This window comes from Clostridium sp. CM042, assembly GCF_055080995.1.
This window is the reverse complement of record NZ_CM143646.1, coordinates 3,028,194-3,054,354: the sequence shown is the minus strand read 5'-3', so window position 1 is coordinate 3,054,354 and position 26,161 is coordinate 3,028,194. Positions and strand designations below refer to the sequence as shown.

Genomic DNA, 26,161 nt, shown 5'->3' with positions numbered 1-26,161 from the left:
AACTCACTTTCTCCTCTTTAACTCATAATCAAAGACTAGCATTAATTTAGTAAGCTAGCCTTATATGAATTATAACATTTTTTTAAGATATTGTCCTGTATATGAATTTAGATTTAAGGATATTTCTTTTGGGGTCCCACTGCACAAAATGCTGCCTCCCTTATCTCCGCCCTCAGGACCCAAGTCTATAACATAGTCCGCACACTTTATAACATCTAAATTATGCTCAATTACAACTACTGTATTTCCTGAATTTACAAGTCTTTGAAGTATTTTAATAAGTTTACTAACATCATCAATATGAAGTCCTGTAGTAGGCTCATCTAAAATATAAAAGGTCTTGCCAGTACTTCTCTTAGATAATTCAGAAGCAAGTTTAATTCTTTGAGCCTCACCACCAGACAATTGTGTTGATGGTTGACCTAGCCTTACATATCCGAGTCCAACATCCATCAGTGTTTTAAATTTGCTAGAAATTCTAGGAATATTTTCAAAGAACTTTACAGCTTCCTCAACAGTCATATTTAAAATTTCATCAATATTTTTCCCTTTATACTTAACCTCTAAAGTTTCTCTATTATATCTCTTTCCTTTGCAAACCTCACAAGGCACATATACATCAGATAAAAATTGCATTTCTATTTTAATTATTCCATCACCCTTGCAAGCCTCACATCTTCCGCCCTTTACATTAAAGCTAAATCTACCTGGCTTATAACCCCGCATCTTAGCTTCTGGACTCATTGAGAAAACATCTCGAATGATATCAAATACTCCTGTATATGTAGCTGGATTAGATCTTGGAGTACGCCCTATAGGCCCTTGGTCAATATTTATGATTTTATCTATATTCTCTGCGCCTATTATATCTTTATGAAGCCCTGGATTCTTTTTAGACTTATTTACCTTTTTGTTAAGACCTTTGTATAGAATTTCATTAACTAAAGTACTCTTTCCAGAACCTGAAACACCAGTGACTGCAGTGAATACACCTAGCGGAAAGTCCACGCTAACATTTTTAAGGTTATTTTGCCTTGCATTAAGTATTTTTATACTATTTCCATTAGATACTCTCGTCACCTTCGGGACATCTATCTTCTTTTCACCACTTAAATATTGACCTGTAATTGACCTTTCACAGTTTTTTATATCCTCAATTGTTCCGGTAGCCACAATTTCTCCACCATGTTCGCCAGCTGCTGGCCCAACATCTACAATAAAATCTGCCGCCTTCATGGTATCTTCATCATGCTCCACCACAATTAATGTATTACCTATATCCCTTAAATGCTTTAATGTCTTTATAAGTTTTGCATTATCCCTTTGATGAAGACCAATACTAGGTTCATCTAAAATATATAAAACTCCCATTAGGCTTGATCCTATCTGAGTAGCTAGCCTTATTCTCTGCGCTTCTCCACCAGACAATGTACCTGCCGCTCTAGCTAAATTCAAATAATCAAGTCCTACATCCTTTAAAAAATTAAGTCTATCATTTATTTCCTTAAAAATTTGATTAGATATAATCTTATTTTTCTCTGATAATTTGATATCTTTTAAAAATATAACTTCATCTACAATAGACAATTGACAAAACTCGCTTATATTCTTATCCCCAACAGTTACGGCTAGTGCCTCTGGGCTTAACCTTGCTCCCTTGCACTTAGGGCATGCATTATCACCCATATATTGTTCAATTTCTCTTTTTATATAATCTGACGAGGTTTCAAAATATCGTCTTTTTAAATTGTTTATAATTCCTTCATAAGAATGATTAAAAGTACCTGATCTAAACTCCTTAACATACTCCACCTTAACTTTCTCTCCATTAGTTCCGTACAGTAATATTTTAAGAATTTCTGGTTCATAGTCTTCTATAGGCGTATCTAAGCTAAACTTATATTTTTCACTTATTGCCCGAAGCACAGAAAAAGTCCAGGAATCCTCCTTAAGACTACCTTCCCCAAAAGACAAAATGGCGCCACCTTTAATACTCTTACTTTTATCTGGTATTATTAAATCCTCTTCAATTTCCATAAGAGTACCAAGGCCGTCGCAAGTGTCGCACTTACCATATGGAGAATTAAACGAAAACATCCTAGGAGCCAATTCTCCAAGGCTAATGCCGCAATCAATACAGGCAAAATGCTCACTAAAAAGAATATCTTCACCGCCAGAAATGCTAGCAATTGCAGTCCCCTCTGCTAGTTTTAATGCACTCTCTAAAGATTCAGAAAGCCTTGCGCGTACTTCTTCTTTTACGGAAATTCTGTCTATTACTATCTCTATATTATGTTTCTTAGTCTTTGCGAGTTTTATTTCTTCTTCCATAAGCTCTACTGTATTACCATCTATCCTAGCTCGAACAAAACCATTTTTTTTAATATTTTCTATTATCTTGACATGTTCACCTTTTTTTCCCCTTATCACAGGAGATAAAATTGAAATCTTAGTTTTCTCTGGCATATCCATTATTCTATCCACCATCTGGTCTACAGTTTGCTGAGAAATCTCCTTACCACATTTAGGACAATGAGGCATCCCTACTTTAGCATAAAGAAGTCTCAAATAATCATAAATTTCAGTCACAGTACCCACTGTGGAACGTGGATTTCTGTTAGTAGTTTTCTGATCTATAGAAATAGCAGGAGATAACCCCTCTATGTACTCAACATCTGGCTTATCCATATTACCTAAAAACTGCCTTGCATATGCAGATAATGACTCCACATACCTTCTTTGTCCCTCTGCATATAATGTATCAAAAGCAAGTGAAGATTTACCAGACCCTGAAAGTCCAGTAAACACTACAAATTTATCTCTCGGTATCTCCAAATCAACATTTTTTAAATTGTGAACCTTAGCACCCTTTATAAAAATTTTATCCCTCATGTTTTCCTCCTCTGTTACAACACAATTATATATTTTTAATCTGCTTCTTGAGTTTATAAATTATATCGCGGAGTTGCGCCGCTCTTTCAAAATGTAAATCCTTAGCTGCTTGCTTCATCTCATTTTCATACTTATCCATTAACTTTTTAGTTTCATCGTAATTCGCATCCATTGCAGCTTCAAGGGTTTCATATACCTCTTTATCCTCCGCAACTGTTATAGATCCGATTACTTCCCTAATATCTTTTACAATAGTGGTTGGCACTATATCATGTTCTTCATTATATTCCATCTGAATTCCTCTACGCCTTGTAGTTTCATCCATAGCCTTTTTCATAGACTTTGTAATTTTGTCTGCATACATTAGTACCTTGCTCTCTGAATTTCTTGCAGCTCTTCCTATTGTTTGAATTAATGAGGTTTCAGAACGTAAAAACCCTTCTTTATCTGCATCGAGTATTGCAACAAGAGCTACTTCTGGAATATCTAATCCTTCTCTCAAAAGATTTATACCTACTAGCACATCAAAAGTACCTAGCCTAAGATCTTGGATAATTTTCATTCTTTCTATGGTATCAATATCCGAATGTAAATATGTAATTTTCATATTCATTTCTTTAAAGTATTTAGTCAAATCTTCTGACATTTTTTTTGTAAGGGTTGTAACTAAAACCCTAAAGCCTCTTTTTATTGTTTCCTGAATTCTTGCATATAAATCATCTATTTGCCCCTTAACTGGCCTTATAACTATTTCAGGATCCAATAATCCCGTAGGTCTTATTACTTGTTCTGCCACATTCTCACTATGTTCTGCTTCATAAACGTTTGGAGTTGCACTTACAAAAATCGTTTCATTCATAGTACCCTCAAACTCCTGAAAAGTTAGCGGTCTATTATCATATGCTGATGGAAGTCTAAATCCATATTCAATTAAATTAGTCTTTCTTGATTTATCCCCACCAAACATTGCTCTAACCTGCGGAAGAGTTACATGGCTCTCATCTATAAACATTAAGAAATCCTTAGGGAAATAATGCATCAATGTTTGAGGTGCCGTTCCAGCAGCCCTACCATCTAAAATTCTAGAATAGTTCTCTATACCAGTACAGTAGCCAACCTCTCTCATCATTTCAATATCATAGTTTGTTCTTTGCTTAAGTCTTTGTGCCTCTAAAGCTTTGTCCTCTGAAGTAAGCTCCTTTAACCTCTCCTCAAGCTCCTGCTCTATTTGAGCTATGCCTTGTTCTAATTTATCTTTGGATGTAGCAAAATGGGAAGCCGGGAAAATGGATACATGTTTTAGGGTTCCAATAATTTCTCCTGTAAGAGAATCAAATGATCTAATCCTTTCTATTTCATCTCCAAAAAACTCTACTCTAATTCCTTCACTTGACGACGAAGCAGGAAATATATCTATAGTGTCACCTCTCACTCTAAAGGTTCCACGAATAAAATTAATATCATTTCTTTCATACTGTATATCTACTAAATGTCTTATTACTTCATTTCTATCCTTTTCCATGCCAACCCTTAATGACACTGTAAGCTTTTTATACTCCTCGGGGTTACCAAGTCCATATATACATGAAACCGAAGCCACCACAATAACATCGTTACGCTCTAGTAATGCCGATGTAGCTGAATGTCTTAATTTATCAATATCATCGTTAACAGATGAATCTTTTTCTATAAATGTATCCGTCTGTGCAATATAAGCCTCTGGCTGATAATAATCATAATATGAAACAAAATACTCAACACAGTTATCAGGAAAAAATTCTCTAAACTCTGAGCAAAGCTGTGCTGCTAAGATCTTATTATGAGCAAGCACCAATGTAGGCTTTTGAACCCTCTCAATAATATTAGCCATGGTAAAAGTCTTACCTGACCCCGTTACTCCTTTAAGAGTTTGAAACTTTTTACCTTCTTCAATTCCGCACACAATGCTATCAATTGCCCGTGGTTGATCTCCAGTAGGTTTAAACTTTGAATGTAACTTAAACTCATGCATAAAATCACCGCCTTGTATTCCTTTTTCTGAACATTTGTTCGTTACCTCCATTTTAACTATAAATTTTCCATATGTCAATATATCCTATACTAATTCACAAAAACTATTCAACTGCTATAAATTAAAAAAATTTAAAGATTATAATTAACACCATTCATAGTTCTTTCAACAATAGTTCTAGCTAATTTACCGTTAAAAATTTTCATTGGTTACATTTTATTCTAAATTACAGAAATAGATACTATATATATATAATCACCTATATGCATATAAACAAAATTAACGATTAATTTTAGTTGATTCTCATTAAATAATAATATACTGCATAAAAAAATATTTTAAATGGAGGAATTGTTGTGAGTATTATGAATTCTTTAGAAAAAGGTGTGAAATCTAAAATCATGGAGACTTTACTTAATTATCTAGATAAGAACCCAGAAAGAAATGTTGACAAAATTTTTGAGAATGTAAGTAAACTAATAAAAGATGAATCTCAACTAAAACAAATAGATTTTGTCTATAGTTATTACAAGAACAACCCACCAACACATGATTATATACAAAATATATTAACTAATACAGACACAAATTGTCTTAAGAAATTGGTTACTAATTTCTTTGCAAATGCAAATTGGTATGCTGGTGCAAAACGCAACAAATTTTTAACCGACGAAGATACAAAAATACCACTTGTTTTGCTAATCAGTCCATCTATGAGATGTCCTTTACACTGCGTTGGCTGCTATGCATCTAATTATAGTAAAGATACTGATATTCCACCTGTAGAAGTAGAGAGATTAATTAAAGAAGCAAGAGATTTGGGAATATACTGGATAATAATACTTGGGGGTGAACCTTTCTATAATGACTATCTACTCGATATATATGAAAAATTTGATGACATGATGTTCTCCCCGTTTACTAGTGGCATTCTTATAACTGACGAAATTGCCAATAGGATACAAAAATGTTCAAATGTATTCCCAATGCTCTCGATTGAGGGCTTTGAAGAAGATACAGAAGCAAGAAGAGGAAAGGGTACATTCGCAAAAGTTATACATGCTATGGATCTGCTTAAAGAAAGAGGAGTTTTATTCGGAGTTTCAACATGTGTTACAAGAACTAACATAGATGATGTGTTATCTGATAAATTTACTGATATGCTAATTGAAAAAGGTTCTAAATTAAGTTGGTATTTCTTGTTTATGCCGGTAAGTTCACATCCACAGTTTGATATGATGCTTACACCAGAGCAGAGAATAAGACTTGGAAGAAGAACTAATGAAATAAGAACAACAAAACCATATTTTACAATTGATTTCTTTAATGACGCTCCACTAGTAGGTGGGTGTATAGCTGGTAAATACTTCTTTCATATCAATTCAAAAGAGGATGCAGAACCATGCATATTTGCACATTTCTCAACAGTTAATTTAAAGGGAAGACCACTAATTGATGCTTTTAGGGATCCTTTCTTTAAAGAATTAAGACATAGACAGCCATACAACAAAAATATGTTAAGACCATGTATGATGATAGATAATACTAATGTAATAAAAGATGTATGTCAAAAGGTTGGTGCTAAACCAACTGATGCTGCTGGAGATGTTATGCTTAACGACAAAGAATTCCATGAAAATATTGACAAGGTTGCAAATGCTTTCACACCTTATGCCAATAAAGAGTGGAAGGAGACCTTTAATGAAAAAGGAAATGATGAATTATCAAAAGGTTAATTATGTACTTTCTCCTGCGTAATTTGAAATAAGAGTTTGAAACGTGAAAGTTGATTAAGAAATTCTAGTGTTTTGCAAATATAAAATCCTCTAGCACTCACATTCGTCTTACAGCCGGTTCGCTAGCCTTCCTTCCAGTCAGGCTCACGAGAATTTTATATTAGCAAAACAAGAATTTCTAAATCAACTTTCAATGTTTCTGCACTTCTTATTTCAAATCACTTCCGGAGAAAGTTCATACTATTATGCATAGCTATATCCACAGATGTGACTCTTATGCTACCATGGTACTATATTGTCGGGCGAAAAAACATGAATTTCTAAAAACAGTTCAGGGAAAATCTGAGACCTATCGTCCTAGGTTGGCTAACACAGTCTCTAGATATTCGCTTGTGGCATATCTAAGTTATCCACATTATTTTTCGCGAGCTGTTTCCTATATAATAAAAAAGAAATAAAGTATATATTACTTATTAATTCATTATAAGTAATATATACCTTTTTTCGCTTAAAAATATTTGTTAGCAAGCCTGGTAAGTTGGGATTATCTTATGAAGGAATTTAACGACATTTCAAAAGGAAAGTCTCCAACTTCTATAAGTGGGGATCACATACTACAACAAAAATAAAACTTCAGTGGGAGCCTAAATCTCCTTCTGAAGTCGTTAATTACAGCTCCGCAGGAGATGATTTGATGCAAAATTTATGGAAAATACACAAAACAAACAAAATAGACATCATATTGACACCTCGTTGACACTCGCAATTGCTATGATTAAAAGATAGAATCGATAAAAATAAATTAATGAGGGAGATATTAAAATGAAAATTATATCTATAAAAACCAAAATTCTATCTGGCTCACTAACAGTTGGAATACTTTTATCATCTGCCAGTACAACTTTCGCAGCAACTTCTAACCCATTAAATATTGGTAGAAAAGCACCTTTCACAAATGAATGTAAAAAAATAGACACTAAAATAAACCAGGGTTTAGGCGCAAATGTTGAAAACCTTGTAACTGCTAATACTATAACTCAAACTGAGGCGAATAAAATTAAAGCTGTACTAAATAGATCTGAAGGTTCAGAAAAAACTAAAGCTATTACTACTCAAGGAAGTAAACTATATATGGATAGTAACAAGATAACTCATATAAATCCTTTAACATCCCTTGTAAGTAATGGGACTATAACTCAGGCTCAAGCCGATAAAATTATACTGAAGCAACTACACCTATACCAGACTAGAGCGTTACATAGTTTGCTTTAAAAATTCACTCAATATGAGGTAACCCATAAATTTTAAATTACGAATTTTTTCTTAAATTATGCTGTAACAAAAATCATATATCTATATCCACAGGTGGGATGAAACCGAAGGGCATAAAAAAAAGTTATCCACATTATTTACCACAAGTTGTTTCCTATATAATAGAAAAGGGGCTTGCCAAGGGTATTCCTAGCATGCTCCTTTTTTGATTATAGTTTGCTCATATTTTCTAAAATATTCGTCGTATCATTATTCACCACTGTTACTTATGATATCTCTAGTTATCCTCGCGTTCTTCATATTGTTTAACGATTTTATCTGTACGTTTTTTTGAAAACCAGATTAATCCTGAAGACCCCAAAATCGAAAAAGCAAATGTGATTAAAAACATGATGAGTATTTCTACTGGAGTTTGTGAATCTCTTGAATGATTTTGCATTATTTGACCAAATGTAATTCCTGAACTTATACCCAAATTGTTTATTAGATAGCGTCTTATTCTATGATTTTTTGTACCAACATGATAACTACTGTATACGTCATTACCTTTCATGAAATTTCCCAAAATAACATATAATGAACCACCGAAAAATGCAATAAATTCCGTCATATAAGCTTTAAAAGGTGCATTTAAAATGAATTGCTTATACAACACAGAAATCAATAAAAATATAGAAACTAATTGAAACGCACCGCTAACTATTTTATGCTGTTGTTCAATAACCCTCTCGTCCTTAATGTTCTTATTTTTCATTTTGATTCCCCCCAAAATAAATCATTTAATGTTTTATTTAATGCATTACATATGGCAATGCAAAGATTAAGTGATGGATTGTACTTTCCTGCCTCTATCATACCAATCGTCTGCCTTGTAACTCCTACCTTTTCCGACAGTTGTTCCTGTGACAACTCGCACTCTACGCGAGCAATTTTCATACGTTTATTCTTCAATCACAAAACCTCCTTACGTTGCTTATCATAACATATATATTTCTAAATGCAAACTATATATTACATTTTAATTCATATATATTGCTATGAGTGATACCATCATTTTGAATTTATTTATACTAAGTCACGTGAAAATGGCTAGAATATAAAAGTAAGGTATCCACTTTTACGCGGTTACCTTACTTTATTATCTTTAAAGTCATATATGTCCCTCTAAATTAGGCTAAATCCGCATCATCTATACCACATAGAACAATACATGCAAAAGCATAATTGCTTAATTAAATTTAATTAAATTTAGTTAAATCTAGTTAAGTTTAATTAAATCCAGTTAAATATAGTTAAATTTAACTAACCGCTTAACAACACGTATAAATCAACGCTTTAAGTAACATTTCACTATCTTTCCAAGCAAAGATTACTACTTACTTTTCACAAAAATAAATGGCACGCAATTTACATATATACAAGCTAATATTGCCCCTACCATAAGTCTTAAATTGGGTATAGAAAAATTGCCAATATAGATGATAATGAAATTTAATATTTAAACAAATATACTATATTCATACATTAAATCCAAAATAAATTTAAGGAGGTGACTGTTTTGGATGTTGAAATTAAACTAGATTCAAATTTCAAAATTCCTAAACTTGTGATTTATACAAGTGAAATTACAAACCAAATATCAGAAATCGTAAAGAAACTTTCAAATAATGATTCTAAGTTACTACTTGGATTTGATGACAAAAAAATATTTATTATTAACCCTAATGATGTATTCAGTATTTCTACTGAAAACACAAAAATACTTGCACGGTCCTCGCGAGGATTATTTAAGTTAAAAAACCGTTTATATGAGATTGAGGAAAATCCTCCAAATGAATCATTTGTGCGAATTTCAAACTCAGAAATTGTGGATTTCAGTAAGGTTTCACAGAAAATAAATAGCTTAAATGATGGATTAAAGAAACGATAATATTTTCTATAAATTTAAGGGTATAATCCTATAAAAATTGACTTGTTCATTTAAGACAAGTCAATAATATTTTCTAACATTCATATTGCTGTGGGTTTTATAAATCTATTAATAAAAAGATAGCACCAGCTTCAGCCAGTGCTAAACAATTATAGATTTTATTATTCTACTTTTACAGTAATCCTAACTAGACCCTTATTTGCCTCTTAGTTTAAAATCTAAAATTTTTGACAACGAATTTATATCTCCTTTAAATGGGAAACAAAGTAGTTTGTTTTCATCTTCAAAAATCATAAAAAATGGTGGATCCTTTTCAGGTATTATTATATAGACTTCATATACAAGTGCATTTAAACATTCTCTTTGTACCTTAACAGCCGGGTAAAGCGGGATTCTAATTGCATACCCATCATTTGTAAGAGGATTACTTTTACCGTAGATATTATCCACATTCTTTATAAAGCTTTCAACCATATTATGAATTTCTGGATTTAACTGAACTACTTTCACCACCTTTTCTTGCTTTGGATCAAAAATTTCGATATATTTTAATTCTTCAGCACGAACCATTGTTGAATGTAAAAGCATAATAAATAAGAACATAATTGCTATTATTTTTTTAGTCATAAGCATCACCTATTTATTAATATTCCCATAATGAACTGCAGTTATGTTATAGGGATGTATTTAATAAAAATTTTTAAAATTTATATATCTAAAATCACCGCTTTTGAATATTTAAGAAACCCCTTATCCATATTTAACACTATCATTCCTGTTTCATTTAAATATTCAACATAGGACTTTAACATTCTTTCTATCGTAGTATATCTGTATTTGCTTTTTACATTAATATTAAAATTTTTAATAACAGCCTTTAGGATATCCTCCATTGTCATAGTACCATCTATAACATTATATATTCTTAATGCTCTATCCTTATAAAAACTTATATTGTCAGCTATAAGTTTTGTAATATCGTCATATATACCTTTGTGTGCCACTACGTATTTGCTATATTTTAGATCATAAAGCTTTAATTTACTTTCCAAGTCCACACTAAGTATATAAGCGTAAGGCATTTTAGCCCCCCTCATGACTTCATAGCTTATGAGTGAATCTCCTAAATACGCAACATCATCAGGAGTAGTAATGCATATATGTGCAGGGCTGTGACCTGGTGTATGAATAATTTTAAATTTAACACCGCATACCGTTATGCTATCTTGGTTATCCAAAATCATAATATCTGTTTCACAAACCATCTCTCCAAAATGCTCTGTAACATCGGCTAATGTTTGGCTACTATAATAAAGCTTGAGATCTATCGTTGAACTGCAAATAAGAGCTTCATAGGATGGCATAGCAATAATACAGTTATATTTTCCCTTCAAATATGCATTATTTCCTACATGGTCTATATGAGCATGGCTGCAAATTATGGCGACTACCTTAAAGTTGTTTTTTAAAAGAAGCTCCTCTATTCCTTCTCTTTCTCCTTGTGCCCATCCTGAATCCAACATAATGATTTCTTCATGATTAATTTTATAAAAAGGTATGTATGTCATTCCAGTATCAATACAAAATGTATTTCCCTTTATTTCTTTTATCTCCATATATTCACCTTCTTCCTTTTATACTCATTTATGTGATTACCTATTAATGGCTATGTAGCTAATATATAATGTAATCGAAAACATTATAACAAAATACCTTAGATTTCTCTAAGTCATTTTGTTATTTTATAAACTATTATTTTACTAAAGTAATACGTTCCAATGTTAAAAAACTGTATGGTGTTGTTTTATCATCATCAATATAACCAGTTTCTTCTTCTCTAATATTCCACTCCAAATAATTTAGCTCTGGGAAGAATATCTCAGCATCATATTCCTTATGCACTTTTGTTAAGTGTATTTTATTACAATAAGGCAATAATAACTTATAAATCTCTCCTCCCCCTATAACAAAATATTCTTTACTATCTTCTAAAGATTCTAATAATTCTTCCTTAGAATTTAAAACAGTAACTCGTTCATCATTTACTACAAAATCCTTATTTTGAGTAATGACTATATGGTGTCTTTGAGGAAGAATACCCGGAAGAGACTCAAATGTCTTTCTTCCCATTATAATAGTATTTCCACTTGTAATCTGTTTGAACCTTTTTAGATCTTTTGAAAAGTGCCAAAGTAATTTATTATTTTTCCCTATAGCAAAATTTTCTCCAATAGCAACAATACACGTAAGCATTATACAGCCACACTCCCCATATTTATTTTCCCAAGGTGTTTATAATCTATTAGTTTAACATCTTCAGGTGTAAAGTCATAAAAGTTTTTAATTTCTGGATTAATCCAAATCTTAGGTGCTTCTAAAGCTTCTTCTTTTCTTGAAATCTGTAATTTTAAACCTTCAATATGATTTTCATATACATGTGCATTATTTATAACATGAGTAAATAATCCTGCTTTGAGTCCTGTAACTTGTGCAATCATATGAACTAATGCTGCATATTGGCTTGTGTTAAATGGAATTCCCAAGGCCGTATCTCCAGACCTTTGTATTAACATACAATTCAGCCTTCCATCAGTTACATCCCACATAGTTAAAAAACAGCAAGGTTGAAGCGCCATTTCAGGAAGATCTTCTATATTCCATAAGTTCATCATCATTCTTCTGTCTTGAGGATTATTTTTTAAAGCATCAATAAGTGTATCAATTTGGTGATACTTAGCTATTTGAAACCCATACGCCTTCCCTATCGTGCCATCTTCTAACTCCCATTCGTCCCATATATGTACATTTTGTTCTTGAAGTTTTTTGACATCATTAGATTGGTCTTTGAAAATCCAAAGCAATTCTTTTACTGCAGTTTTAAATGCAACAAATTTAGTTGTTAATATTGGAAATTCTTCTTCCAAATCAAATTGCATAATTTGGTGAGGAAGCTTTAAAGTTGCAACCCCTGTACGATTTTGGTCATAATATCCTTTTTTAATAATTTTCTCTGCCATTTTAATATATTGTCTATCCATTTCATTTAACATAATTTATCATTAGTGAGAAAGTGTACAATAAGTACTAAAACCCACTAAATATTCACTTCCTTTCTATATTTCTTTTTTACTCTATAGCTCAACCCTTATTTAGACTTTTTTAATATTAACGACTCTTTTTTCCCATTCCATTCTATCTTTACTATCATATCTCTATCAGTAGGTTTGGGAAGCCCTGCAGTTATTATTAGTTTGCCAGTATAAACCTTAGTATTGTCAATTTTAAATTCACCACTTTCTCCTTCATTCCTTGTATCTATTGAGTATTTTACATCCTTTACTGAGTCGCCAGCTTTCCCAATGTACTTGAATGTATAATAAGTATCATGTGAGTTCTCAGTACCATCAATTTTATAGCCTACATCCCAATTGGGACTCTTGCCTTCATAATTAATCAAGACATTTTCAACGTTTAAAAGTAAATTACTCGCAAGTTTAGAAAGTGCTTCACAATTATTTTTATCATTAGGATTTATAATTATACAATGCAAATAATTATATATAAGTTCACGCTTTTCAGTAACAGCTCTCCACCTACTATTAGTTGTATTAATTTCTGATATACAGGAATGAAGTTCACGTATTGCATTAGATAATTCATTTCGATTTTCAATATTAGCATATGAAGTCGAATTTAATATATTTAAAGCTATATACAAGTTAGATGATGCCTTGATATAATAATTAATCTTAGTATTTTCATCCAATTTACTATAGTCCGACCCAAAACAAGATTGTGCTTCATTTAAACTAAATATAAATAATTCAGTTGCAGTTTTTTCTCGCTGCTTTAACCCAAGAAAATTATAAGTTCCGAACAGTAAACTAATTATTAAAGCTATTATTAATAGATGCTTTTTCTTCATTAGAATTTCACCTTTCATACAAATTATATTTTATATTTTAGAATCTAAACAAAATTTTTTTTTTAATATTATGATATATTAAGTTACAATTGAGTTTTAATTATAACATAAAGTATGCCTTTATATCATACATACTCTTCCCTCATCAAAACAACACACTTGTCATTTTTTTATAAATAAGAATTGTTGATTCGTGTTTTTAAATTTTATTTTAAATTATTTTAGCTATAAAAGATATTATATGTGCTGCTGGAACTAATAAAAACTGTGCAAAAATCGTACCTACTATCAATCCTCCAACAATAAAAATTATACATCTATCAAATTGCAATTGACTACATTCTCCTTTTATTACATCGTCTGTCAGAATCGATATATATGGATCTACGAATATAACCATAAGTATTGCTGCCATGCCCGTTATCACACCTGATAATGTACTGCATGTACTTCTTAGTTCTGGATTTAAACATCCTGCATACAATGATGCTAAAACACCAACAGTTAATATTGAAAAGGCTATGGTGTTAATTAAAACTATTTTCTTAGGTATCATTTTAAAACTTTTAAATTGTCCCAAATTTTCTTTTCTAGGTTTTGTAACACTACTTTTAAACTGCTCTATTCCTGATTTTGAAAACGAGTGTAATAACAATTTAGCTATAGAACGATTATAACTAAATGATTCTACAAGTTTTCCAAAAATTTTTATAAATGTTGGCATGAGTGCTGCGCCAATAATTGTTGCTATTGTTGTAGAAAATAGAATCCATCTAAATGTAGATAATAAACTTTGAGGGTCCCCGGCTTTTATAGTCTCTTCAATCCTTTTAGCTAGTAATGGTGCTTGTACTGTATTTGCAGTTCTAGAAATTAACGAAAAAATATTAAATACCGCAAAAGATACCGCTATTCTTCCCGTTCGTACACCAACAATTCTTACAGAATAGGCCAGTGTTGAAATTATGGAAATGATAACCGTAAGAATTAAAACAATTATTACTTGTTTAGACATATACTCCCCTCCGTCTTCCTTAATTTTTCTTAATATGCTATTACATCTTGCTACATTATATCGAATTTTAATAGATATTTCCAATATTATTATAATTAAACATGTATCTCTTCATGATATAATATTTAAATGTGTCTTAAAATCAAAAATAGGTAAGGGGATCTACACTTGGAAATTATAAAGTCAGTTTTTTATTTTGTGCTAGCAGGTATATTTGAAATAGGCGGAGGATATCTTGTTTGGTTATTTTTACGCGATGGTAAAAGTCTTTAATCATCTAAATTTTCTAGGCACTCATGATAAATTCCGTACTTTTTTATCTAACCTTATATTTAATCTGTTAGAAAACTATAACTTTGAGTAGATTTAAACTTAGAAATTATGTGAGTATTTTATTTCACTATGGTATATAATTAGTATAAAGAGTTATAAAGCGAGGTGAAGTTAATGAGTTTAGCAGAAAAACTAATAAAAGATTTTGAAACACTTCCGGAAGATAAAAAAATAGAAGTAATAGACTTTGTTGATTTTTTAAAAAATAAGAATCAAAAAAAATTAGAAAATATGATGGATTTAGTTATTATAGAAAATAATGAAGCGCTTAAGGAGTTAAGCAAATAATGAAAAGTATAGATATTGATAATGTATTGTTGTTTCATAAAAAGATAGTGGAGCAGACTGGTGGCAGTGAAGAAATAAGAGATTTAGGCTTAATTGAGAGTGGATTAAATAGAGGTTATTCAACTTTTGATGGTATTGATTTGTATAAGGACGTTGAGGAGAAGATTTCAGCTATTACTCATGGACTTGTTAAAAATCATGGTTTTGTAGATGGAAACAAACGAATAGGGGTATTAGAAATTCTTTTTTTTAAAGTGGTTAGAAGTATGGAAAACAGTTCTAATAATATAGATATTAATTTTATCTATTAATCACCATATAGATAATCAAAAATAAAGTTGGTAAAAGTAAAAGTACATTTATTATATTAAAAATATAATCTTTTTCATTTTCATATTCTGCATTTTTAAAAAATTTATTTTTTAGTAACGAATACACAATTACGAATGCAACAATTAAAGAAGTATGGTTATATCGAAATTGTTGCCAGGTGGAAAATAAAATTAACGATAAACATACTATTGTGCTGATTCTTTCAAAATAATATTTTTTTTTCATAGCCACCTCACTAAAATTAGTATCTGTTAACGATTATAGCCGCATAAATCAATTTAATTCTTACTAATTTTAACATATTCAAAGTATTTATTCAATGATGAAATTGTTACAATATGTTAAAATTCACTTCAACAAAAACATATACCCATAAAGGTAAAAATGGTATATACTCCTTAAATTATCATAGCGCAAATAGGCTCATAACAGTTTTAATAGATATGTATTTTTATGTTTTTAGAATTACAGAAACTAATACTATTGCTCCAGTGCTTATAATTAAATTTAGCTATTAAGACAGGGATATCAATCCTATTTTATGTAACACAAATAAAAAAAAAAATACTAGTTACCAATGGCAACTAGTTAATCAATAGCACTCTCATTACTTCTTAAGGGCTACGCCCATATGGATGTAGAGTGAATTTAATAAATACAAACGACTATATCACTCTTTTGAGATCTTTTTTATCGTTCGGATTTTACTAAGAAATAAAATAATAAGTATAAATTTCTCCGAATTGACTCGTAATAAGAAGTGCAGAAACATTAAAATTTCATTTAGAAATTCTTCTTTTGCCAATATAAAATTCTCGTGAGCCTGTCAGGACGACAGGCTAGCGAACCTGAGGCAGGACGCCGAATGTGAGTGCTAGAGAATTTAATATTCGCAAAAGATTAGAATTCCTTAATAAAATCTCTCGTTTCAAACTCTTATTGCAAGTCACGCCGGATAAATTTCATACTTCTCTTTATTTATTGTCCTTTTCTTTACCGCTCATTTTGTTCATCACATCTTTAAAGGTTTCGTTATCCACCTTTACTATAGCAGTATCTTTTGGTAGCTCCCTTGGTACAATTACTATACCTAGTCTTTTGTTAGCAGCCATATTGCTATAACTGGTGTCATTTAGTTCTCCGGAAGGTTTTTTAATTTTAAGAGATATTGCATTAAATTTTCCTTTAATTATATTAACAATTTCTTGTTCATCCTCTATTTTCTTCTCATTAATCTGCACTATTAAATCTCCACTTTTAATCCCCATTTCAAAAGCAGGAGAGTTAGGCGCTACTTCCAGCACCATAATTCCCTCTTCACTACTCATAAATCTTGGTTTTAAAGTGAGCTCCATGTACTTTTCTAGTCGTAACATTGCCTCATGCAATGTAGCCGCAAATATCAAAATAAATAATTGAAAAGCTACCCCTAATACTGCTAATTGTGATACAGCTGTTAGTGCTATACCATAAGTCAATACTAAGGCTCCCGAAGTAAGCGCCTTCTTTTTCTTAAGCTTTGTAAATGTAATACTGCTATATCCAATAACTCCATACAAAGCCATAGAAGCTATAACCGAATTTTTTACAATTTTATTGACTATATCCCCTTTTATTATCCCCATCCACTCAGGCATCATGACGTTCTGTACAAGAACTAATTCTGCTGAATTCGCACTTAAAAGTATAAGTAAAGCAATTGGTAGTGCCCAATATCTCTTTAAGGCGAACCCACCAACAATTTTTTGATCTCTATTAGTAAACACAGGAATAGCTCCTCTTGAGCCGTCTATCATTACTAAAATCCCCTCTATAATATGTAATATTCCAACCAGTGTCATTAATGTAAGAATATCTATGTTTATAATATTCAATTGTGGCATATGTAATGTACTTGCTGCATATTTAAACACCAGGCTCGCCATGCCCAGAACTGCACCAGAATAAGAAAAGCAAATAAATCTAGGCTTAAATGCCATAAAAAATAACGACACCATAAACAATAAATAAATATTTGAATTTTCATCAAAAACTAATCCTGAAAATGTAAATAATAGACTTGCCACAGCACCGGCAATAATTCCTATTACAATTTGAGATATAGTTAGTTCAAAAGGCGAATCTAAACTTTCTCCCATTATCATTTTCTGCATAGCTGCAGTCTTCTTATTTTTATTATAAAAAATTACTGCAATCATTATTAAAATAAAAGCATTTGAAGGGTCAACAATTGCAAAAGCAACTGCTCTTAAAGTATGTATTGCAATTTCCATTGATTAAAATTCTCCTTTCATATCACTATGAAACACGTAATATTATAAGCTATTAAAATGTCGTCAAATCATCACCTGCGGTGCTCAATATTAACGACTCCAGAAGGTGATTTATATTCCCACTGAACTTCTCTTTGTTATATTATATAACTTACGATTATAGAAGTACGAGACTTCCCTTCTGAAATGTCGTTAAAAACCAAGTATCTACCAAATCTATTGGTAGATACTTAAATAAATTTTCTTATATTATTACTTGATTTTATCTTTAGCTATCTCTAAAGCTTTCTTAAACTGTGGATCCAAAGTTCTATCATACGCTTTTTCCTTAAGTTCTTGTGGATACACAACCGGCACTTCTGGCTTTATTCCAATATGATGTATATTCTCACCACTTGGAGTATAATATTTTGATATAGTAATTTTTAATGCTGTACCATCATCAAAACCATCAACGCTTCTGTAAAACATCCTTTGAACTATGCCTTTACCAAAGGTCTTTTCTCCCACTAAAGTACCAACTTTATAGTCCCTTATAGCACCTGCAAAAATTTCTGAAGCACTTGCTGAACCTTCATCTGTTAATACTGTTAATGGCATGCCTATTGCGAGGCCTCCCTTAGATTTATCTTCAGTTTTTTTCTTATTCTTATCTATTGTAGATACAATAACCTTTCCTTTAGGTACAAAGTTAGATGTTAAATCTACAACCTGATCTAAAAGTCCGCCAGGGTTTCCTCTTACATCTACTATTAGACTTTTCATACCCTTGCCTTGTAATTCTGATAATTTCTTTTCAAAATTCTTAGCAGTATTTTCATCAAACATTGTAAGTTGAATATACCCAACTTTATCTTCTAGCATTTCACCTTTAACTGTTATCAAATCGATCTTAGCACGTTTCATACTAACGTCAAAACTACCTTTTCCTTTTCGATTAATAGTTAAGGTAACTGACTCATTTGCCTTGCCCTTCATCATTGTAACAGCTTTTTCTAGTTCTTTTCCAGGCACTTCTGTTGAATTAACCTTCTCTATAATATCTCCAGAAATTAATCCTGCTTTTTTAGCTGGTGATCCGTCAAAGGGTGCAATTACAACTATCTTATCGTCTTTAACTCCCACTTGTATTCCAAGACCAACATAAGCTCCTTCTGTTTGAGAATTAAAGTCTGAAAACTCTTTTTTGTTCATAAAAGTTGTATAAGGATCCTTTAGGGAATCAGTCATGCCCTTTATAGCTCCTTCAACTAAAACATCGTCACTAATTTTGCCATCATAATACTCATACAATTTATTTCTGACTAAAAATAGTTTTTGAAACTTTAGTACCTGGTCATAAGCTTCTCTTCCAATAGCTACTTTTCCATTAGGAATACCTAATGAAATTTGAGTTGAGACAAATAAAGTTATGGTATTAGTAATAAGCACTAAAACTATAATCCATATAATACACTTAATTTTCTTTGCTTTAGGTTTTTCACTACCATTTTCTAAAGTTCTAAATTTTTCAGGCTTATTTTCATCGCCCATTTTATACACCTCTTTACTATAATCTATATATTATTATATATTATCTATATATTATCTATATATTATTTATGTAAATATAATAAATTTATAACACTAATAAGAAAATAAATAAATTTAACGACATTTCAGAAGGAAAGTCTCCCACTTCTATAAGTATATGTTACACACTATAATAAATACAGAAATTCAGTGAAAGTATAAATCTCCTTCTGAAGTCGTCAAAGCATCTCCTGCGGAGCTATTTCAGCTCCGCAGGAGATGCTTTTATACTATACAATCAAGAATTTTCTTATGGATATAGCACTTCCTATGGCTCCAATAACTAAGCCACCCAACATAAATTGCCATAAAGTAGTACTTAATATCATATGAGGGTTTATAAGAGTAACTCCTAATAATCCATTAGTAACCTTTAAGAAAGCTAATTTATAAGCATAATATAGTACTCCAGTAGAAATAAGTGCTCCTGATAAACCTAAAACCATGCCTTCGATAATAAATGGCCATCTTATAAACCAATCCGTAGCACCAACAAATTTCATAATACCTACTTCTTTTTTTCTAGAGTAAACTGTAAGTTTAATTGTGTTTCCTATTAAGAATAAAGAAACACTTATTAAAATTGCAAATAATGCAATTCCTATTATTTTAAGAGTATTTGTTATCTTTATAATTTTGTCAACAATTTCTCTAACATCTTTAATCTCATCTACACCTTTTAGTTTTTCAGCAGATTTAACTACACTATTTACCACTTCAGGTTTTGTTACGCTTACAACGTATGCAGTCGGATAAGGGTTATTCTTTTCCATTCCTTGTAATAAGGATTGACTATCTTTTCCGAATTGTTTCTTTACTTTTTCTAGTGCATCGCCCTTATCTTCAAATTTAACATCTGTTACTCCCTGTACTTTGCTTAAGGCATTTTCAATAGCTGATTTATCTGCTATTGTTATATCATCCTTAAGATAAATTTTCACTTCTAACTTAGCTCCTAGTTCTTGGACTCCTGCATTAACATTAAAAACAATTAATAGGAACACCCCTAAAATAAATAGAGTAGCGGCCACTGTAGCCACTGACGCTATACTAACTGTTCTATTTCTTTTTAAGCTTTTTAAAGCATCTACAACAAAATATTTAACTGTACTAATCTTCATAACCGTATCTTCCCCTTTGCTCATCTCTAACTATGACACCTTTTTCTATAGCTATTACCCTCTTCTTCATAGAGTCTACTATATTCTTTGCATGCGTTGCCATAACTACTGTGGTACCAGACTTATTAATATCATTTAAAATATCCATAATACCTAATGCAGTTTCAGGATCTAAGTTTCCTGTTGGTTCATCTGCTATTAGCAAAGTAGGATTATTTACTATAGCTCTAGCAAGGGAAACTCTTTGTTTCTCTCCACCTGAAATCTCATGAGGAAAAGCCATATGTTTTTTTGATAATCCAACTAAATCTAATACCGAAGGTACTTTTTTCTTGATGTCCTTTGCAGAACATTCTGTAGCCCTTAGTGCAAACGCCACATTTTCATAAACATTTAAAGAATCAATTAATCTAAAATCTTGAAAAACTACTCCAATTTTTCTTCTATAATAAGGTACCTTTCTTCTAGGTAATTTTGTTATATCTGTATCATTTATAATAACATTTCCTGTAGTTGGTTCGATCTCTTTTAAAAGTATTTTAACAAAAGTAGATTTCCCTGCTCCACTAGGACCTACAATGAATATAAATTCCCCTTTTTCAATAGTTATGTCAATATTCGACAAAGCTATAACATTATTATCATAAATCTTAGTTACTTTTTTTAATTGTATCATATTAAACTCTCCTTACTATACTTATGTAATTTATTTCAGTAAAATCATTAACAACATTATAACATAATGATTAAGCCTGTAATAATTTTTAATATAAAATTTCCGTGAATATTATATTAAATAAATTTCTCTTTATGATTTCCTAAAAAACAAAAATTATTATAGTTTAAAGCAATATTATTGTATAAACTATTTAAAGGCTTTCATACATACACGCATAAAAGCCTCTAAATTTATTTTAAGGAAAGGCCCTTTTTAAGAGCTTTAACTATTTCATCTGCAGTTAATCCATAAGCTTTTAAAAGTTCTTCTGGCTTACCACTCTCACCAAAGGTATCTTTAACTCCAACTCTCATAACTGGTACTGGATGGTTAGACGTAACAACCTCAGCAACTGCTGAGCCAAGTCCGCCTATAATGCTATGTTCTTCAGCGGTAACAATTAATCCAGTTTCTCTAGCTGCAACAATAATTGCCTCTTCATCAATAGGTTTAATAGTGTGTATATTAATCACCCTAACCTTTATTCCTTCTTCAGCTAAAATGTTATAAGCTTCCAAAGCAGCATCTACCATAATACCCGTAGCTATTATAGTTGCATCATGGCCTTTTCTAAGCATTACAGCTTTTCCCAATTCGAATTTATACTCAGGATTATTATTTATTGTGCAAACACCTGATCTTCCGAGCCTTACATAGCAAGGTCCGTGGTACTTTATAATAGCTTTTATAGCAGCTTCCGTTTCAACATCATCACTAGGGCTTATAACCACCATATTTGGTATACTTCTCATTAAAGCTATATCTTCTATTGCTTGATGAGATGCTCCATCTTCTCCTACTGTTAAGCCTGCGTGTGTTGCACAAATTTTAACATTTAATTTTGGATAACAAATGGAGTTTCTTATTTGTTCAAAAGCTCTTCCTGCTGCAAATATAGCAAAAGTACTTGCAAAAGGAATTTTTCCGCAACTAGCAAGTCCTGCAGCTACGGACATCATATTTCCTTCAGCAATACCCATATTAATAAATCTTTCTGGAGCCACTTTTTTAAAATCTGCAGTTTTAGTGGATTTAGATAAATCCGCATCTAAAACAACTATATTTTCATTTTCTAATCCTAATTTGGCTAAGGCCTTACCATAAGCTTCTCTTGTTGCTACTTTACCCATTATACAGTACCTCCAATTTCGTCTATTGCTTCTTGGCATTGTTCTTTACTTGGAGCGCTACCATGCCAACTAGCTTCATTTTCCATGAAGGATACACCTTTACCCTTTATAGTTTCGCAAATTATAACTGTTGGTTTTCCTTTTGTTTTTTTAGCTTCTTCTAAAGCACTTTTAATTGAATCAAAATCATGTCCATCGATAGAAATAACGTTCCATCCAAAAGCTGCAAATTTAGCATCTATTGGATCAGAACCCATAACTTCCGAAACCTTACCATCTATTTGTAGTCTATTATGATCTACAAAAGCGGTTAGATTATCAAGCTTGTAGTGTGCAGCTGACATAGTTGCTTCCCATACTTGACCTTCTGCAAGTTCGCCATCTCCAAGTAGTGAATACACTCTGTATCCTTTTTTATCAAGTTTACCAGCTAATGCCATTCCTACTGCAGCAGAAATTCCTTGGCCTAAAGAACCTGTAGACATATCTACTCCGGGAACAGTATTCATATTAGGATGTCCTTGAAGCATTGATCCGAGCTTTCTTAGTCCCATTAATTCACTTTTATCAAAGTATCCCTTTCTAGCAAGCACGCTATATAATGCTGGTGCGGCATGTCCCTTTGAAAGTACAAACCTATCTCTGTCTAGATCATTCTTATTTTCTGGACTTGCATTCATCTCATTAAAATATAAAGCAGTTATAATTTCTACAGCAGATAACGATCCACCTGGGTGCCCAGACGCTGACTTTGTAATCATAGTTACGATATCTTTCCTAACTTCTTTAGCAATTGCTTTTAATTGTTCTAATGTTTTCTCCATGTGTCTCCTCCTAATATTGCTTTGGTGTAGATAAGAACCAATAATTGTTATCTACCTGTATTCCTATTTATCTTATTTAATTATTATAACATAATTTTTAAACCTTTTATAAAATACAATAAAAATAAGGGCAATAAATGCCCTTACCTATTTATAACCCTACACTAATTAAAAGTGCAGTATCTACTTTTTTCATATCTCCATCAGTCATATGACCAATTTTTTCTTTTAATCTTTTTTTATCTAATGTTCTTATTTGTTCTAGCAAAACTACAGAATCTTTATTTAATCCATACTCTTCTGAAGAAATTTCAACATGAGTAGGGAGTTTTGCCTTATTTATCTGGGAAGTAATAGCTGCAATAATAATAGTGGGACTATACTTGTTACCAATATCATTTTGAAGTATAATTACAGGTCTAATCCCGCCTTGCTCTGAGCCTACAACCGGACTCAAATCAGCATAAAATATATCTCCTCTTTTTACTATTGTTGTCATTTGACAAATCACTCTCCGAAAGCTTAACTTCGTATTCTTTAAAATCTTTAATATCAATTTCAAAACCCATATTAGCCATTTCTAAATTTAACTCCGCCATTTCTAAATATCCTTGTTTCATTTTATCTATATATTTAAGATTTTTCTTTCCCTCAATATATAGTATTATAGCTTCCCGAATAAATTCACTTCTTTTTTTACAATCTTTCGCAAGTATCGTATTAAATTCAATGTAAAGTTTTTTTGAGAGGTTTATTACTAATTTCTTTGAAGTTGACATAGAAAATTTAATACCTCCTAATAAGTAAAGCAACAATATGTATGAATATATTATAATTCAACCTATGTCAATCTGTCAAAGAAATTATTCGTATTTTCGTTTTTTTTCGACAAGTAATTTTATGCTTAAATGGTTTATTCTACATATAATACATGAATATCATACATATGTTTTTATTTTTACAACCTTACCTTTACTAACATAAACTCTTGGAACTCTTTTGCCAATCATGCAAACTACTTCGTAGCTTATCGTCCCTATTAATTCTGCTACTATGTCTGCTGTAAATTTATTATTTTCATCCTCACCTATTAGTATTACCTCATCACCAATTTTTGCTCCATCAATTTCAGTAACATCAATCATGCACTGGTCCATACAAATCTTACCTATTACTGGAGCGAATTTCCCCCTCAATATAACCTTTCCCTTTTGAAATAAGAGCCTTGTATACCCATCAGCATATCCAATTGGAAGTGTAGCTATAATACTTTCCTTCTCTGTTTTATACTTTCTTCCGTAACTCACATATTCTCCAGCAGGTAGTTTTTTTATGTGCACTACATTTGTTTTTAATGTCATTACAGGTTTTAAACTTATGTTTTCCTTATTTACCTCGCCTGACGGATAATAGCCATATACTATTATCCCTGGCCGCACTGCCTCATAATGAGTTTCTGGCAAATCTATGATAGCAGCACTATTAGCAATATGCCTCATTTTTATGTACACTTTTTTCTCTTTTAACTTTTCATAAAAAGCGTCGTATTTTTTTACTTGATCATAAGTATAGGTCTTATCTTTTTCATCCGCTGTAGAAAAATGACAAAATACCCCTTCTATGATTATGTTGGGTAGCTTGCTGATATTATATACCTCTTCAGCGCTTTCCTCATTTGGTAGATAGCCTATCCTCCCCATACCTGTGTCTACTGCTATGTGAATTCTAGCTACCTTATTTTTCTTTTGAGCCATCCTTGACAGTTTGATTGCAAATTTATAAGAGAATACCGTTTGTTCAATATCATATTTCAATAAATTATCAATTAAATTTGGTGGTGTAAACCCCAAAATCATTATTGGGCATTCTATACCTGATCGTCTAAGTTCCACCGCTTCACTTTGCTCTGCTACTGCTAATCTATTGGCACCGTTTTTAAGGAGCACTGGAGCTACGTCTATAGCTCCATGCCCATAGGCATCTGCCTTTACAACCGCTATAATATTCTCGCTTCTAGCGATCCGCCTAATTTCTCTCATATTATGGGCTAATTTATCTAAGTCAATTTCTGCCCACACGGGTCTTAAATGTTTAAACATGCCTTCACCTCATTTGTTATTTCAATTTAATTAGTACTACGGAACTGAAAGCTCTGACTGTTCAATTTTTACGTTAGGAAGGAAATTAGTATATGTTATCTCAATTTTTTCTTTACCATTAATATCGTAAATAATCATTCTAGCTGGTAGCATACTTTTAGTATTAACATAAAGCAATGCCTTATTAATGTTTTTATTATTACCAGGAATAAATAAATTAATTACTGTGTATTCAATACCGTTAATGGTTTTTATATCATATTCTATTTTCTCATTAGTATATAATAATCCTATGTATTCGCCAATAAAACTTGATTTAAGGACTTCATCAAAATCTTTGCTCTGTACATACTTTGTTCCATTGTTTTTGTCACTAATATAGATTTTATCATCTGTTTTAAAAATAAACACTCTGTTTTTGTTTAGCTCTAGCTTGTATCCGCCTCCCCTTATATAGGATTGTTTTGCCTTATAATTAATTGTCTGTTTATCATTCTTTACATCCATATTCATTTCTGTAGTATAACTTTCCATGTTTTTTAAAAAGGTTGCAATATCATTAGTATCCTCTGGTTTCTTATGGCATGAAGTTAATAATAGGGAGCTTAAAATTAGCAAAAAACTTAAAATTAATAGTGAATTTCTTTTCATTGTTATCCTCCTAGCATTTCTCTAGAGATGCAAAAGAA

25 protein-coding genes and 1 pseudogene are annotated in these 26,161 nt (G+C 31.4%); 6 read left to right on the top strand and 20 right to left on the bottom strand.

Annotation, left to right across the window (positions count from 1 at the left end):
* Positions 1–69: 69 nt before the first annotated feature.
* Positions 70–2,892, bottom strand: a complete 2,823-nt coding sequence (gene uvrA / locus ACWJJ7_RS14600; RefSeq protein ID WP_462962729.1) for an excinuclease ABC subunit UvrA — start codon at positions 2,890–2,892, stop codon at positions 70–72.
* A gap of 25 nt (positions 2,893–2,917) precedes the next feature.
* Positions 2,918–4,903 carry an excinuclease ABC subunit UvrB gene (uvrB, locus tag ACWJJ7_RS14595; protein WP_462965003.1) on the bottom strand — a complete coding sequence of 662 codons (1,986 nt, stop codon included), beginning with the start codon at positions 4,901–4,903 and terminating at the stop codon, positions 2,918–2,920.
* Positions 4,904–5,259: 356 nt separating this feature from the next.
* Between uvrB and ACWJJ7_RS14590 the strand changes: the two genes are divergently transcribed.
* Both ACWJJ7_RS14590 and ACWJJ7_RS14585 read left to right on the top strand, forming a co-directional pair.
* A complete protein-coding gene (locus ACWJJ7_RS14590; RefSeq protein ID WP_462962728.1) occupies positions 5,260–6,639 on the top strand; it encodes a radical SAM protein in 1,380 nt (459 codons plus the stop codon).
* An 822-nt stretch (positions 6,640–7,461) separates the two neighbouring features.
* Entirely contained in the window at positions 7,462–7,911 is a 450-nt protein-coding gene (locus ACWJJ7_RS14585) for a hypothetical protein (RefSeq protein ID WP_462962727.1), read from the top strand.
* 277 nt (positions 7,912–8,188) lie between these two features.
* Here the strand turns inward: ACWJJ7_RS14585 and ACWJJ7_RS14580 are convergent, their stop codons facing one another.
* Complete coding sequence (locus ACWJJ7_RS14580) at positions 8,189–8,665, bottom strand: DUF6773 family protein (RefSeq protein WP_462962726.1); 477 nt, start codon at positions 8,663–8,665, stop codon at positions 8,189–8,191.
* The gene (locus tag ACWJJ7_RS14575; RefSeq protein ID WP_165412411.1) at positions 8,662–8,862 is read right to left on the bottom strand and encodes a helix-turn-helix transcriptional regulator; all 201 of its coding nucleotides are present in this window, start codon (positions 8,860–8,862) and stop codon (positions 8,662–8,664) included. The genes ACWJJ7_RS14580 and ACWJJ7_RS14575 overlap by 4 nt, the downstream gene beginning before the upstream one ends.
* Before the next feature lie 607 nt (positions 8,863–9,469).
* On the opposite strand from ACWJJ7_RS14575, the gene ACWJJ7_RS14570 reads away from it, so the two are divergent.
* Positions 9,470–9,841, top strand: a complete 372-nt coding sequence (locus tag ACWJJ7_RS14570; protein WP_462962725.1) for a LytTR family DNA-binding domain-containing protein — start codon at positions 9,470–9,472, stop codon at positions 9,839–9,841.
* A gap of 195 nt (positions 9,842–10,036) precedes the next feature.
* Here ACWJJ7_RS14570 and ACWJJ7_RS14565 read toward each other — a convergent pair whose 3' ends face one another.
* The 6 genes from ACWJJ7_RS14565 to ACWJJ7_RS14540 form a co-directional block, all read right to left on the bottom strand.
* The gene (locus ACWJJ7_RS14565; protein WP_462962724.1) at positions 10,037–10,468 is read right to left on the bottom strand and encodes a hypothetical protein; all 432 of its coding nucleotides are present in this window, start codon (positions 10,466–10,468) and stop codon (positions 10,037–10,039) included.
* 80 nt (positions 10,469–10,548) lie between these two features.
* Positions 10,549–11,457, bottom strand: a complete 909-nt coding sequence (locus ACWJJ7_RS14560; protein ID WP_462962723.1) for an MBL fold metallo-hydrolase — start codon at positions 11,455–11,457, stop codon at positions 10,549–10,551.
* 136 nt (positions 11,458–11,593) lie between these two features.
* Positions 11,594–12,094: a dihydrofolate reductase gene (locus ACWJJ7_RS14555; RefSeq protein ID WP_462962722.1), complete on the bottom strand. Its 501-nt coding sequence runs from the start codon at positions 12,092–12,094 to the stop codon at positions 11,594–11,596.
* Positions 12,094–12,879: a thymidylate synthase gene (locus ACWJJ7_RS14550; RefSeq protein WP_462965002.1), complete on the bottom strand. Its 786-nt coding sequence runs from the start codon at positions 12,877–12,879 to the stop codon at positions 12,094–12,096. Before ACWJJ7_RS14550 ends, ACWJJ7_RS14555 begins: the two co-directional genes overlap by 1 nt.
* Before the next feature lie 107 nt (positions 12,880–12,986).
* Positions 12,987–13,766 (bottom strand): hypothetical protein, encoded by a 780-nt coding sequence (locus tag ACWJJ7_RS14545; protein ID WP_462962721.1) that lies wholly within the window; start codon positions 13,764–13,766, stop codon positions 12,987–12,989.
* A 211-nt stretch (positions 13,767–13,977) separates the two neighbouring features.
* On the bottom strand, positions 13,978–14,781 hold the full coding sequence (locus tag ACWJJ7_RS14540; RefSeq protein WP_165412535.1) for a lipid II flippase Amj family protein: 804 nt from the start codon (positions 14,779–14,781) through the stop codon (positions 13,978–13,980).
* 168 nt (positions 14,782–14,949) lie between these two features.
* Here ACWJJ7_RS14540 and ACWJJ7_RS14535 point away from each other — a divergent pair.
* From ACWJJ7_RS14535 to ACWJJ7_RS14525, 3 genes and pseudogenes are all read left to right on the top strand, one after another.
* A pseudogene (locus ACWJJ7_RS14535) lies at positions 14,950–15,048 on the top strand (YnfA family protein); the annotation flags it as partial.
* Between the two features lie 180 nt (positions 15,049–15,228).
* A complete protein-coding gene (locus tag ACWJJ7_RS14530; RefSeq protein WP_165412533.1) occupies positions 15,229–15,402 on the top strand; it encodes a DUF2281 domain-containing protein in 174 nt (57 codons plus the stop codon).
* Entirely contained in the window at positions 15,402–15,713 is a 312-nt protein-coding gene (locus tag ACWJJ7_RS14525) for a type II toxin-antitoxin system death-on-curing family toxin (protein ID WP_462962720.1), read from the top strand. Before ACWJJ7_RS14530 ends, ACWJJ7_RS14525 begins: the two co-directional genes overlap by 1 nt.
* Before the next feature lie 996 nt (positions 15,714–16,709).
* On the opposite strand, the gene ACWJJ7_RS14520 is transcribed toward ACWJJ7_RS14525, so the two are convergent.
* From ACWJJ7_RS14520 to ACWJJ7_RS14475, 10 genes are all read right to left on the bottom strand, one after another.
* A complete protein-coding gene (locus ACWJJ7_RS14520; RefSeq protein ID WP_462962719.1) occupies positions 16,710–18,008 on the bottom strand; it encodes a PDZ domain-containing protein in 1,299 nt (432 codons plus the stop codon).
* Between the two features lie 252 nt (positions 18,009–18,260).
* Positions 18,261–19,541, bottom strand: coding sequence for a S41 family peptidase (locus ACWJJ7_RS14515; protein WP_462962718.1), 1,281 nt, complete (start codon positions 19,539–19,541; stop codon positions 18,261–18,263).
* A 269-nt stretch (positions 19,542–19,810) separates the two neighbouring features.
* Positions 19,811–20,701: a permease-like cell division protein FtsX gene (gene ftsX, locus ACWJJ7_RS14510; protein ID WP_462962717.1), complete on the bottom strand. Its 891-nt coding sequence runs from the start codon at positions 20,699–20,701 to the stop codon at positions 19,811–19,813.
* Positions 20,691–21,377 (bottom strand): cell division ATP-binding protein FtsE, encoded by a 687-nt coding sequence (gene ftsE / locus ACWJJ7_RS14505; protein WP_462962716.1) that lies wholly within the window; start codon positions 21,375–21,377, stop codon positions 20,691–20,693. Before ftsE ends, ftsX begins: the two co-directional genes overlap by 11 nt.
* A gap of 233 nt (positions 21,378–21,610) precedes the next feature.
* The gene (locus ACWJJ7_RS14500) at positions 21,611–22,549 is read right to left on the bottom strand and encodes a transketolase family protein (RefSeq protein ID WP_462962715.1); all 939 of its coding nucleotides are present in this window, start codon (positions 22,547–22,549) and stop codon (positions 21,611–21,613) included.
* Positions 22,549–23,373, bottom strand: coding sequence for a transketolase (locus ACWJJ7_RS14495; protein WP_462962714.1), 825 nt, complete (start codon positions 23,371–23,373; stop codon positions 22,549–22,551). The genes ACWJJ7_RS14500 and ACWJJ7_RS14495 overlap by 1 nt, the downstream gene beginning before the upstream one ends.
* A gap of 151 nt (positions 23,374–23,524) precedes the next feature.
* The gene (locus tag ACWJJ7_RS14490) at positions 23,525–23,872 is read right to left on the bottom strand and encodes a type II toxin-antitoxin system PemK/MazF family toxin (RefSeq protein WP_071614469.1); all 348 of its coding nucleotides are present in this window, start codon (positions 23,870–23,872) and stop codon (positions 23,525–23,527) included.
* Positions 23,832–24,152, bottom strand: coding sequence for a CopG family transcriptional regulator (locus tag ACWJJ7_RS14485; RefSeq protein ID WP_462962713.1), 321 nt, complete (start codon positions 24,150–24,152; stop codon positions 23,832–23,834). The genes ACWJJ7_RS14490 and ACWJJ7_RS14485 overlap by 41 nt, the downstream gene beginning before the upstream one ends.
* A gap of 159 nt (positions 24,153–24,311) precedes the next feature.
* The gene (alr, locus tag ACWJJ7_RS14480; protein WP_462962712.1) at positions 24,312–25,472 is read right to left on the bottom strand and encodes an alanine racemase; all 1,161 of its coding nucleotides are present in this window, start codon (positions 25,470–25,472) and stop codon (positions 24,312–24,314) included.
* Positions 25,473–25,508: 36 nt separating this feature from the next.
* Entirely contained in the window at positions 25,509–26,123 is a 615-nt protein-coding gene (locus ACWJJ7_RS14475) for a germination lipoprotein GerS-related protein (RefSeq protein WP_462962711.1), read from the bottom strand.
* Between the last annotated feature and the right edge of the window lie 38 nt (positions 26,124–26,161).

Coding starts and splice junctions, on each gene's coding strand:
- ACWJJ7_RS14525 (WP_462962720.1), top strand. CDS start 15,402: ATGAAAAGTATAGATATTGATAATGTATTGTTGTTTCATAAAAAGATA.
- ACWJJ7_RS14555 (WP_462962722.1), bottom strand. CDS start 12,094: ATGCTTACGTGTATTGTTGCTATTGGAGAAAATTTTGCTATAGGGAAA.
- ACWJJ7_RS14580 (WP_462962726.1), bottom strand. CDS start 8,665: ATGAAAAATAAGAACATTAAGGACGAGAGGGTTATTGAACAACAGCAT.
- ACWJJ7_RS14560 (WP_462962723.1), bottom strand. CDS start 11,457: ATGGAGATAAAAGAAATAAAGGGAAATACATTTTGTATTGATACTGGA.
- alr (WP_462962712.1), bottom strand. CDS start 25,472: ATGTTTAAACATTTAAGACCCGTGTGGGCAGAAATTGACTTAGATAAA.
- ACWJJ7_RS14545 (WP_462962721.1), bottom strand. CDS start 13,766: ATGAAGAAAAAGCATCTATTAATAATAGCTTTAATAATTAGTTTACTG.
- ACWJJ7_RS14565 (WP_462962724.1), bottom strand. CDS start 10,468: ATGACTAAAAAAATAATAGCAATTATGTTCTTATTTATTATGCTTTTA.
- ACWJJ7_RS14490 (WP_071614469.1), bottom strand. CDS start 23,872: ATGACAACAATAGTAAAAAGAGGAGATATATTTTATGCTGATTTGAGT.
- ACWJJ7_RS14515 (WP_462962718.1), bottom strand. CDS start 19,541: ATGGGCGATGAAAATAAGCCTGAAAAATTTAGAACTTTAGAAAATGGT.
- ACWJJ7_RS14585 (WP_462962727.1), top strand. CDS start 7,462: ATGAAAATTATATCTATAAAAACCAAAATTCTATCTGGCTCACTAACA.
- uvrB (WP_462965003.1), bottom strand. CDS start 4,903: ATGCATGAGTTTAAGTTACATTCAAAGTTTAAACCTACTGGAGATCAA.
- ACWJJ7_RS14495 (WP_462962714.1), bottom strand. CDS start 23,373: ATGGAGAAAACATTAGAACAATTAAAAGCAATTGCTAAAGAAGTTAGG.
- ftsE (WP_462962716.1), bottom strand. CDS start 21,377: ATGATACAATTAAAAAAAGTAACTAAGATTTATGATAATAATGTTATA.
- ACWJJ7_RS14475 (WP_462962711.1), bottom strand. CDS start 26,123: ATGAAAAGAAATTCACTATTAATTTTAAGTTTTTTGCTAATTTTAAGC.
- ACWJJ7_RS14540 (WP_165412535.1), bottom strand. CDS start 14,781: ATGTCTAAACAAGTAATAATTGTTTTAATTCTTACGGTTATCATTTCC.
- ACWJJ7_RS14485 (WP_462962713.1), bottom strand. CDS start 24,152: ATGTCAACTTCAAAGAAATTAGTAATAAACCTCTCAAAAAAACTTTAC.
- ACWJJ7_RS14500 (WP_462962715.1), bottom strand. CDS start 22,549: ATGGGTAAAGTAGCAACAAGAGAAGCTTATGGTAAGGCCTTAGCCAAA.
- ACWJJ7_RS14550 (WP_462965002.1), bottom strand. CDS start 12,879: ATGGATAGACAATATATTAAAATGGCAGAGAAAATTATTAAAAAAGGA.
- ftsX (WP_462962717.1), bottom strand. CDS start 20,701: ATGAAGATTAGTACAGTTAAATATTTTGTTGTAGATGCTTTAAAAAGC.
- ACWJJ7_RS14530 (WP_165412533.1), top strand. CDS start 15,229: ATGAGTTTAGCAGAAAAACTAATAAAAGATTTTGAAACACTTCCGGAA.
- uvrA (WP_462962729.1), bottom strand. CDS start 2,892: ATGAGGGATAAAATTTTTATAAAGGGTGCTAAGGTTCACAATTTAAAA.
- ACWJJ7_RS14520 (WP_462962719.1), bottom strand. CDS start 18,008: ATGGAAATTGCAATACATACTTTAAGAGCAGTTGCTTTTGCAATTGTT.